The organism is Acidovorax sp. LjRoot204 (assembly GCF_056175785.1).
Window position 1 is genome coordinate 1 of the sequence record NZ_JBGFFF010000160.1, and the last position, 9,847, is coordinate 9,847.

A 9,847-nucleotide genomic window follows, 5' to 3' on the forward strand; every position below is an offset into this window, starting at 1 on the left:
GCAGTGCACCACCCAGCGGTGGAAAGCGTTGCCCGCCACGGCAGTGCACCACCCAGCGGTGGAAAGCGTTGCCCGCCACGATGAGGCCGAACTCGAACTCGCTCATCTCTGCACTCTGCGCCGACACCAGATGCGCCGAAGACACGATGGGACCGGAGTCGGTTTTGGCCTTGGGCTTGGCGTCAGATTTCATGGCGGGTTCAGGCCTGCGGGTTCTGTCATTGGCACGGGATATGCATGGGCATTGTAGGCAAGTCGATGGTAATTTGTTGGCAATTTGTCAGCGTTTAGGCAAAACACCTATCGCAATCGGATCGGCTTCCGATACAGTGATTTGTTACATCCAATCTTGTACATACAACCCTGCGGAGCAATATCCATGAAGCGTCGAATCTTCCCCGTGACCGCACTCGCCCTGACCCTGGCTGCGGGCCTGTCTGCCACCTCGGCATTCGCCCAGACCAAGTGGGACCTGGCCGCCGCCTACCCCGCCACCAACTTCCACACCGAAAACATGGTGCAGCTGGCCAGCGATGTGGACAAGGCCACGGGCGGCAAGCTCAAGATCACGGTGCATGCCAACGCCGCGCTGTTCAAGGCCCCTGAAATCAAGCGCGCTGTGCAAGGCGGCCAGGCGCAGATGGGCGAGATCCTGCTGGCCAACTTCCAGAACGAATGGCAGCTGTTTGGCGTGGATGGCCTGCCCTTCCTGGCCGATAGCTACGACGCCTCCAAGAAGCTCTACGCCGCCCAAAAGCCCTTTCTGGAAAAGAAGCTGGCTGAGCAGGGAATGATGCTGCTGTACGCCGTGGCCTGGCCCCCACAAGGCATCTACACCAAGAAGCCGTTGGCCTCTGCCGCCGACCTCAAGGGCATCAAGTGGCGCGCCTACAGCCCTGCCACCGCGCGCATTGCCGAGCTGGTCGGCGCCCAGCCCGTGACGGTGCAGGCCGCAGAGTTCTCGCAGGCGCTGGCCACGGGCGTGGTCGAATCGACGATGACCTCGGGCGCCACCGGTGTGGACAGCAAGCTGTACGAACACCTCAAGTTCTACTACGACACCCAGGCCTGGCTGCCCAAGAACGCGGTGCTGGTGAACAAGAAGGCGTTTGACGCGCTGGACAAGCCTAGCCAGGACGCGCTGCTGAAGGCCGGTGCCGACGCCGAAGCACGCGGCTGGGCCAACAGTGCCAAGGTCAACACCGACACCGTCGCCAAGCTCAAGGCCAATGGCATGGACGTGGTGACCCCACCGGCCGCCCTGAAGGCCGACATGGCCAAGGTGGGCGACACCATGCTCAAGGAATGGCTGGACAAGGCCGGCCCCGAAGGCAAGGCGCTCATCGACGCCTACCGCAAGTAAGCCCAGGCGCCCACGCACATGCGTCGTCTGCTGGACTTTCTGTACGACAGCGCCGCCGCCCTGGCGGCGCTTTTCATGGTCGGCTTGTTGGGGATGGTGCTGCTGTCCATCGCCAGCCGCCAGTTCCACTTCCACGTGCCGGGCACGGATGCCTATGCGGGCTATCTGATGGCCGCATCGGGCTTCTTGGCGCTCGCCCACACCTTGAAGCGCGGCGAGCACATCCGCGTCACGCTGCTGCTCAACTTTCTGAAGGGCGGCGCCAAGAAGGCGTTCGAGATCTGGGCTTTGGCCATTGCCACCCTGCTGGCCGTACTGTTCGCGGTGTACAGCTGCAAACTGGCCTGGCAGTCACACGAGTTCCACGACATCTCCACCAGCAGCGACGCCACGCCTCTGTGGATTCCACAGATCGCCATGGCCTTGGGCACCGTGATTCTGGCGATCGCGTTCCTGGACGAGCTGGTGCTGGAGATGATGGGCAAGCGTGTGGATGCCTCCTCTGGCGAAGCATTGCGCAATGAATAACCCCTGCTGCACAACCTACCATGAGTGATCTCGCCATAACCGGCCTGCTCGTACTGTCACTGTTCCTGATCCTGGGCAGCGGCGTATGGATCGGGCTCACSCTCTCSGGCGTGGCCTGGATCGCCATGCAGCTGTTCTCGGCSCGMCCSGCGGGCGAYGCSATGGCCGTGACCATCTGGGGCAGCGCCTCCAGCTGGACCCTCACCGCCCTGCCTCTGTTCATCTGGATGGGCGAAATCCTGTTCCGCACCCGTTTGTCGCAAGACATGTTCAAGGGCCTGGCCCCGTGGGTCCAGGCGCTGCCGGGCCGGTTGCTGCATACCAACGTGGTGGGCTGCACCATCTTTGCCGCCGTGTCGGGGTCCAGCGCCGCCACCTGCGCAACCATCGGCAAGATGACGCTGCCCGAGCTGACGCGCCGCGGCTACCCCGAGCACATGGTGGTGGGCACGCTGGCCGGTGCCAGCACGCTGGGCCTATTGATCCCGCCGTCCATCATCATGATCGTGTACGGCGTGTCGGCCGAGGTGTCGATCTCGCAGCTGTTCATTGCGGGTGTGCTGCCGGGCATCCTGCTGGCGGCGCTGTTCTCGGGCTACATCATGCTGTGGGCATTGCGCCACCCCGAACAAGTGCCCGCCGCCGATGTGCGCATGAGCTTCATGCAAAAGCTGTCGGAGTCGCGCAGCCTGATCCCCGTGGTGCTGCTGATCGCGGCGGTACTGGGTTCCATCTACACCGGCTTTGCCACCGCCACCGAGGCCGCGGCTGTGGGTGTGGTGGGCTCACTGGTGTTGTCGGCCGTGCAGGGCTCGATGACCTGGGGCACGTTCAAGGACTCGCTGATGGGCGCAACGCGCCTGTACTGCATGATCGCGCTGATACTGGCCGGCGCCGCCTTTCTCACGCTGGCCATGGGCTACATCGGCTTGCCGCGCCACCTGGCGGAATGGATCGCGTCGCTGGGCTTGAACCAGGCGCAGCTCATCGTGGCGCTGGCGGTTTTCTACATCATCCTGGGCTGCTTTCTCGACGGCATCTCGATGGTGGTGCTGACCATGGGCGTGCTCATGCCCACGGTGCAGGCAGCCGGCATCGACCCCATCTGGTTCGGCATCTTCATCGTGCTGGTGGTGGAGATGGCGCAGATCACGCCGCCCGTGGGCTTCAACCTGTTTGTGCTGCAGGGCATGACAGGTCGCCAGCTGCCCTGGATCGCCAAGGTGGCCATGCCCATGTTCTTCCTGATGTGTGGCGCCGTGGCGTTGATCTATGTCTTCCCCGGCATCGTGACCTGGCTGCCGCAGCAGATGTCGGCGCGCTGAACGCACCTGCCGCCAGCAGGCACAGCCAAGCGGGGCGCCCCCACCGGGGACGCCCCGCTTGGCGTTTTGAGGGATGGAGAGGAGCCAGTCCGACGCTCCAAAAATCCGGCGACAATGGCCCGATGTTGAACGTTCTTGCCATCTGCATCGGCGCCTGTGTGGGCGCACTGGCGCGCTGGCGCCTGGGTCTGTGGCTCAGCCCCGGGGGGCTCATTCCCTGGGGCACGGTGGCCGCCAATCTGGTGGGTGGCTATCTCATCGGGGTGTGCGTCGCTGTGTTCCACGCCATGCCGCAACTCGACCCTGTGTGGCGACTGGCACTGGTCACAGGATTCCTGGGCGCTCTCACCACGTTTTCCAGCTTCTCGGCCGAAGTCGTCGAGATGCTGATGGTGCAGCGCTATGCCATGGCGCTGGGCACCACAGCACTGCACCTGCTGGGCTCCCTGGGCCTCACGGTGCTTGGCATGCAAACTGCTTCGTATTTCATAGCATCACGCGCTTGATGTTCCTACACTAGCACGTCATTTCTTCATTCATTCACGCCACACTGCATGGGCCCTCACCCGCTGCTGCCGGTGCCGCCCCTTTCTTCTCTGTTCATCTACCGATACGCGAGCCCCTCATGGAAGCCAACACCCAACTCAACGAACGCCGCCTGGCCGATGCCTGGGCCGAGCTGCACAACCACGCCCACAACGGCAACCCGCTGCAGGCCGATGCCAACCGCATGGCCTTCGCCGACCCCGAATTCATGTTCCGCCGCGAAACCCGGGGCATCCGCTTTCAGCTCGAAATGCTCAAGCCCGACCTGGGCCAGGCCGAACAAGGCATTGAAAGCACTGTGGTGGTGTACGGCAGCGCGCGCTTTGTCGCACCCGACGAAGCCGCAGCACAGCTAGGCGAGGCCGAAGCCAGTGGCGACGCCGAACGCGTGCGCCGCGCACGCCTGGCCGTGCGCAACGCAGGCTATTACGACCTGGCCCGCCAGTTCGCCAAGCTGGTGGCCGACTACAGCGAACGCCAGCGCCCTGCCGACCGGATCTACATCTGCACGGGCGGCGGCCCCGGCATCATGGAGGCCGCCAACCGGGGCGCCCACGATGCGGGTGCACTGAACGTGGGCCTGAACATCGCCCTGCCCCACGAGCAAAGCGGCAACCGCTTCATCTCGCCCTCACTGTCCTTCAAGTTCCACTACTTCGCACTGCGCAAAATGCATTTCATGATGCGCGCCAAGGCGCTGGTGGCCTTTCCTGGCGGCTTTGGCACGCTGGACGAGCTGTTTGAAGTGCTGACCCTGGTCCAGACCAAAAAGGCCAAACCTGTACCCATCGTGCTGTTCGGCACCGACTACTGGAAGCGCCTCATCAACTTCGACGTGCTGGTGGAAGAAGGCACCATCTCTGCACAGGACCTCAACCTGTTTCACTACACCGATGACCCACAGGAGGCTTGGGACCTGATCCGGGCGTTTTACAAGCTCTGAAAGTTAACCCTCCACCGACGCACGCACGTGTCGGTGGAGTGTTGAGGCCTCTTTCTGCTACCTGATGACAGGCGGTGGCGGCGGAGGTGGCGGGCGCAGGATGATCGGCAGGACCGGGATGAACACGATGGGCGGCCGCACCGTCGGTGGCGGTGGCGCCGTCGTGGCAGGCGGCGGTGCCGTTGTCACCGGCGGTGCCGTAGGCCGCGTGGGTGGCGGTGGCGTAGTCGGTGTCGGGGCGGGCGGCGCTGGAGTACCCGGCTGTGGTGTACCCGTGGGAGGTGGTGGGGGCACCGGCACAGGCGCTGGGGGCGGCGCGGTCTCTGGCGGCGGTGGAACGGGCACAGGGACCGGCGCCGGAACGATGTAGACAAAGGCGCGGCGCCCCTGCACATCCAGCTGGTCGCCCGCCAGCAAGGGTGTCTGAACCTGGGGCACCGGCAACAACGCACGGGTATGGGTATAGACAGGCAAGTCCTGGTCTGAGACCACCAGCACGGCCTCGCCCGCCGTCACACCCACACAACCCGCCTGGGTGCAGACCTCGATCTCGTCCTGCTCCCCTGAGACGAACACCTGGCCGTTGGCATCGATGGCCAGCAAGAAAGCGGAACCCCGGATGCCCACCACCGCCGTCGGTGTGACCACCTTGTAGTTGGCAGGATTGCGTTTGCCGATGAGCCCCGTGAGGGCGCGCATCCCCCCCCGCAGCAGGTTCACCACAAAGTGGTCTTCGCCCGCTCCTGCACCGTCGGCATATCGGGTGACGGTGAATTGCGAGTCTGGGTACAAGGCCACCAGCCCCCCGTCGGAGAACCGTATCTGTGCCCTTCCTTCGGTGCCGGTGAGCACCACATCTCCACCATCGAGTTCGGCACCTTTGGACAGGCGGGACAAGGTCTCGCCCCGCCGCAGCTGCACGTCTCCAGCCGCGAACTGCACCAGCCCCGCAGCGGCCAGCCCGGTCAGGGGCCAGGCTGCCACCATGCCCATCAGCAGCGCCAGCCGCGCGTATTTTTGGTCTGACGTCATAGACAACTCCCAGGTGCGTCGGCACAGGACCAGCGACGTAACAGCATTCAGAACTCCCGGCGCACGGTGATGGAGAACACCCGGCGCTCATAGTCGGTGATGGGCAGCGTGGATGCGTTGCGCGTGAACGACCATTGCGGCGTGACCCGCCACCCAGGCGATGGAGTCCAGTTCAGCCCCAGAGCCACCTGGGCCTGCCGGTCGGTACGGGTGACCGCGAAAAACGGGTCCTGCCCGCCGTAGCGCCGGTGTTCCCAGTCCGCACTGGCAAACACCGACCACTGAGGCGCCAGGGGCCACTGCCCCCCCGCCCGCAGGCCCCACAGCCGATGGCCCAGCGCGTCAGCACCACTGGCCTGCGCGCGCTCCTGACCACCGTACACGCCCCCATAGGCCGATGAGCCATTGCGAAACAGATGGGAGTACGAGGTGCCCACCACGCTGCGGCGCACATTGCGCAAGGCCTGGTCGGGGTAACGCACGTCGAGCACCTGCACAAAGCTGCCCCACTGGCGAAAACCGTCTATGCGGTAAATCCATTCACCCAGCACCCCGCCCATGGTGCGCAAACGCGTGCCGTCCAGCGCGTAGTAAGACCCTTGGCCAGACGCAATCAGCTCATGGCRCTCGGCCCGCCATGCCAAGCCCAGGGTGCCATCCAGTGCTGTGTGGTCGAACCGGTCAGCGGTGCCCCCGTAGTGCCGGGCAGCCCCCACGGCTGTGCCCACCACCGACCAGCGCGAATTGAGCACCGCCCGCCCCCGCAGCCCCGCTTGCGCCACCACATAGTTGCCCGAGGTCGCCAGGGCCTCGGGCAGCAGCGCCCACGCCGGGGTGCCAGGCACTGGAGACTGCAGTTCGCCCACCACGGGCGCTGCGTTGGCATTGGAGTCATGGCCGACGCCCAACTCCACGTAGCCCTTGAGCGAAGAGCGCCCTCCGGCATCCAGGCGATCGTAGGAATACAGAAACTGATCCAGCGTGTGCCCGGCATCCACCGGAATGAGTGCGGCCTGCACCGGCGCGGGCAAGGCCATCACGCCCCGGCGGTCGCCCACAGCCTGCAAGGATTGCCCGAGCGCCACTTGGGCCTCCGTGCTGCCAGGTTGAGCAGCCAGCCAGCGCTCTCGCGCCATGATGGCGCGCGTGTATTGCCCGGCGGCATGCGCAGCATCGCCCATGGCGGCATCAAACACGGGGTCGCCAGCGCGCTGGGCCTCCTGCGCATCCAGCAAGCGGAACGCCTGAAGTGCCTGACCCTGCTGAACCAGCGCCAACGCTTGCTGTACAAGGTCATCAGCCCGCGCCACGCATGACAGACTGCCTCCCCAGGCCAGAACCGCGCACCATGGCAACACGCGCCGTGACCAAATTCGCAGGTACATGAACGCCCCCTCTCGAAACCCGCTGCCGGGTGTGGGCAATTTACACCTGTTTACCCTTTTTGGGGGACTCTGCGGGGTGGTTTTCGCCCATGCGCCACGCCGTCCGTGCACCGCCCCCCACAGCGCAGCCCACCACCCAGAACAGCCYTCCCACCCCGATCACGGCCCCGGCGGAGCCGAACAGCATSGGCATGRSCACGCTSGAKGCGTTGATGGYCATGAGSCGCAGGCCCAGCGCCTCGCCRTGSCGSGCMKGCGGCGTGATCTGGTGCAGCAKGCTCATCACCATSGGCTGCACCGAGCCCAGTGCAAACCCTAGCAGCACCGAACACGCGCCCATCGCCAGCGCGCTGTGCAGCAGCGGGTAGACGCCAAACAGCACGGCCGTAGCAACCATGGCGCCCGCCACCACCACCCGTTCGCGCAGGCGCTCTGCCACGACGGGCATGAGCACGCGGATGACGGCAGCGGCAATCGCAAACGCCCCCAGGATGGAGCCAATGACGGACGCCGACAGGCCCCGCTCGTGCCCCAGCAACGGGACCACGAAGGTGTGCACGTCCCAGCACGAGGACAAGATCCAGTTGACGAGCAGCAAGCGGCGAAACGGAGGTTCGTTCATCAGGTCCCACGCGCGCTGCGGGGGGCCGCCCGCGGCGGCAATCACGGGCGGCAGCTCTACCGTGTCTCGCACCCAGAACCAGGTGAGCAGGGGCAACACCGCCATCAGGGCGAAGGCGGCGCGATAGCCCTCGGTGCTGCCCGCCGCACTGCCCGCGTTGTCGATCATGAGCCCCGCGCAGAAAGGCCCGATGAAGTTGGACACCGCAGGCCCGATGGCCAGCCAGCTGAACACTTGCTTGAGCTGCGTGGCGTCGTGCGCAGCGCGCCCCACGTGGCGCTGCAGTGCAATGGTGGCGGCTCCGGTGGCGCCACCGGTCATCAACGCAGCCACACACAACACCGGAAAGACGGGGAACACCAGCGCCAGCGCAGCCCCTGCCGATGCAAGGGCCACCGCGTAGCCCACGGGGCGCTTCAAGCCGTGCCGGTCCGCATAGCGCCCTGCGGGCAAGGCCAGAAAAACCTGCGTGAGTGCGAACAATGCCAGCAACACCCCCACGGCTGCTGCACTGTGGCCCTCGCGCAGCGCCAGCAGTGGCGCCGCCAGTCGCATGCCCGCCATGCAGGCGTGCACGCAGATCTGCCCCGCAATCAGGCGCGCCAGGGCCCAGTTCACGGCAGGTCGTCCTCGGAATCCAAACCGGGCAATGCCGATGAACTGGCCCCTGCCAGCGGCACGGCTGTGTCGGGCGCAGGCAGGTCCTGCACATCCCGCAGCTTGCGCTGGATGGCGCGGGTGCGCACACCTACCTCGTCAAACTTCTTGGCTGCGGCGTCAATGGACTTTTTGGTGGCCTCGACCACGTCGCCAAACTTGGCGAACTCGGTCTTGACCATGCCCAAGAGGCTCCACACCTCGGACGAGCGCTTTTCGATCGCCAGTGTCTTGAAGCCCATKTGCAGGCTGTTGAGCATGGCGGCCAGGTTGGCCGGGCCGGTGATCATCACGCGGCAGTCGTTCTGCACGGATTCGACCAGGCCGGGGCGGCGCATCACCTCGGCAAACAGGCCCTCGGTGGGCAGATAGAGCACGGCGAAATCGGTGGTGTGTGGGGGCGACACATACTTGGCAAAGATCTTCTTGGCCTCCAGCTTGATCGACGTCTCGAACGCATTGCCTGCCGACTGAATGGCCGCCTTGTCGGCCGCGTCCTGCGCGTCCAGCAGGCGCTGGTACTGCTCCACGGGGTACTTGGAGTCAATGGGCAGCCACACCGGATGCTCGTCGCTCTTGCCGGGCAGGCGGATCGCAAACTCCACCAGCTCATCGCTGCCCGGCACGGTCTTGACGTTGCGCGCGAACTGGTCGGGCGTGAGCACGTTGTCGATGATGGCGCCCAGCTGCATTTCGCCCCAGGTGCCGCGCGACTTCACGTTGGTCATCACGCGCTTCAAATCGCCCACACTGCCCGCCAGGGTCTGCATTTCGCCCAGGCCCTTGTGCACTTGTTCGAGCCGGTCGCTCACCAGCTTGAACGACTCGCCCAGGCGCTGCTCCAGCGTGGCGTGCAGCTTTTCGTCCACCGTGCGGCGCATTTCTTCGAGCTTGGTGGCGTTGTCGGCCTGGATGGCGGCCAGGCGCTCGTTGAGCGCGGTGCGCAGCTGCTCGGCGTTGTGCTGGCTGCCCTGCACCAGCCCGGTGAGCTGCTGCGACACGGCGTCTTGCAGCACCGCAAACTGGTTCTTGATCTGAAAGCCGTTGGCTTCGAGCTGGTCCTTGAGCGCTTGCGACATCACTCCCAGCTGCGACTGGGTATCCCCCTTGAGCGAATCGAGCGTGAGGCGTGTGGCCGCATCCAGGGCCGTGAGGCGCTGCTCCAGCCGCGCCTCGAATACGCCAAAGGCAGCCAACAGCTCGGCGCGGCCGTTGCGGGATTCGGCCACGGCCTGGGCCAGGCGTTCGTCCACGGCGTGGCGCAGTGTCTCCAGCGTGGACTGCGTGGTCTGGGTAAAACCACGCAGCTGCTGCCCCATGCCGTCCAGCGCGCCATCATTCTTGGCCACCGCAATCTGCGTCGCCTGTGTGGTTTGCTCCAGCGACTGCAGGCGTRCCAGCCACTCGGGTGGCAGATCCACGCGGGGACGGCGCAGCAACAGCACC

The 9,847-nt window shown here is 65.4% G+C and carries 9 protein-coding genes and 1 pseudogene; 5 read left to right on the forward strand and 5 right to left on the reverse strand.

Features of this window, described 5'->3' with window-relative positions:
* Positions 1-193 (reverse strand): annotated as a pseudogene (locus AC04MI_RS20640) (hypothetical protein); the annotation flags it as partial.
* A gap of 186 nt (positions 194-379) precedes the next feature.
* Between AC04MI_RS20640 and AC04MI_RS20645 the strand changes: the two are divergent.
* The 5 genes from AC04MI_RS20645 to AC04MI_RS20665 all read left to right on the forward strand — a co-directional run bounded on the left by AC04MI_RS20645 (position 380) and on the right by AC04MI_RS20665 (position 4,705).
* Positions 380-1,363: a TRAP transporter substrate-binding protein gene (locus AC04MI_RS20645; RefSeq protein ID WP_060986440.1), complete on the forward strand. Its 984-nt coding sequence runs from the start codon at positions 380-382 to the stop codon at positions 1,361-1,363.
* An 18-nt stretch (positions 1,364-1,381) separates the two neighbouring features.
* Positions 1,382-1,891 carry a TRAP transporter small permease gene (locus tag AC04MI_RS20650; RefSeq protein WP_056746372.1) on the forward strand — a complete coding sequence of 170 codons (510 nt, stop codon included), beginning with the start codon at positions 1,382-1,384 and terminating at the stop codon, positions 1,889-1,891.
* Positions 1,892-1,911: 20 nt separating this feature from the next.
* Complete coding sequence (locus AC04MI_RS20655) at positions 1,912-3,216, forward strand: TRAP transporter large permease (RefSeq protein ID WP_015014449.1); 1,305 nt, start codon at positions 1,912-1,914, stop codon at positions 3,214-3,216.
* Positions 3,217-3,338: 122 nt separating this feature from the next.
* Positions 3,339-3,722 carry a fluoride efflux transporter CrcB gene (gene crcB, locus AC04MI_RS20660; protein WP_121942719.1) on the forward strand — a complete coding sequence of 128 codons (384 nt, stop codon included), beginning with the start codon at positions 3,339-3,341 and terminating at the stop codon, positions 3,720-3,722.
* Positions 3,723-3,841: 119 nt separating this feature from the next.
* A complete protein-coding gene (locus AC04MI_RS20665) occupies positions 3,842-4,705 on the forward strand; it encodes an LOG family protein (protein WP_056746378.1) in 864 nt (287 codons plus the stop codon).
* A 57-nt stretch (positions 4,706-4,762) separates the two neighbouring features.
* On the opposite strand, the gene AC04MI_RS20670 is transcribed toward AC04MI_RS20665, so the two are convergent.
* The 4 genes from AC04MI_RS20670 to AC04MI_RS20685 form a co-directional block, all read right to left on the reverse strand.
* Positions 4,763-5,737, reverse strand: a complete 975-nt coding sequence (locus AC04MI_RS20670; RefSeq protein WP_260667300.1) for a FecR family protein — start codon at positions 5,735-5,737, stop codon at positions 4,763-4,765.
* A gap of 47 nt (positions 5,738-5,784) precedes the next feature.
* Positions 5,785-6,972: a porin family protein gene (locus AC04MI_RS20675; RefSeq protein ID WP_476498570.1), complete on the reverse strand. Its 1,188-nt coding sequence runs from the start codon at positions 6,970-6,972 to the stop codon at positions 5,785-5,787.
* 190 nt (positions 6,973-7,162) lie between these two features.
* Positions 7,163-8,362, reverse strand: coding sequence for an MFS transporter (locus tag AC04MI_RS20680; RefSeq protein WP_476498571.1), 1,200 nt, complete (start codon positions 8,360-8,362; stop codon positions 7,163-7,165).
* Positions 8,359-9,846: a DNA recombination protein RmuC gene (locus AC04MI_RS20685; protein ID WP_476498572.1), complete on the reverse strand. Its 1,488-nt coding sequence runs from the start codon at positions 9,844-9,846 to the stop codon at positions 8,359-8,361. The genes AC04MI_RS20680 and AC04MI_RS20685 overlap by 4 nt, the downstream gene beginning before the upstream one ends.
* Between the last annotated feature and the right edge of the window lies 1 nt (position 9,847).

Excerpts from the sequence above, each read along its gene's own strand:
- AC04MI_RS20650 (WP_056746372.1), top strand. The coding sequence starts at position 1,382 with ATGCGTCGTCTGCTGGACTTTCTGTACGACAGCGCCGCCGCCCTGGCG.
- AC04MI_RS20645 (WP_060986440.1), top strand. The coding sequence starts at position 380 with ATGAAGCGTCGAATCTTCCCCGTGACCGCACTCGCCCTGACCCTGGCT.
- AC04MI_RS20670 (WP_260667300.1), bottom strand. The coding sequence starts at position 5,737 with ATGACGTCAGACCAAAAATACGCGCGGCTGGCGCTGCTGATGGGCATG.
- crcB (WP_121942719.1), top strand. The coding sequence starts at position 3,339 with ATGTTGAACGTTCTTGCCATCTGCATCGGCGCCTGTGTGGGCGCACTG.
- AC04MI_RS20665 (WP_056746378.1), top strand. The coding sequence starts at position 3,842 with ATGGAAGCCAACACCCAACTCAACGAACGCCGCCTGGCCGATGCCTGG.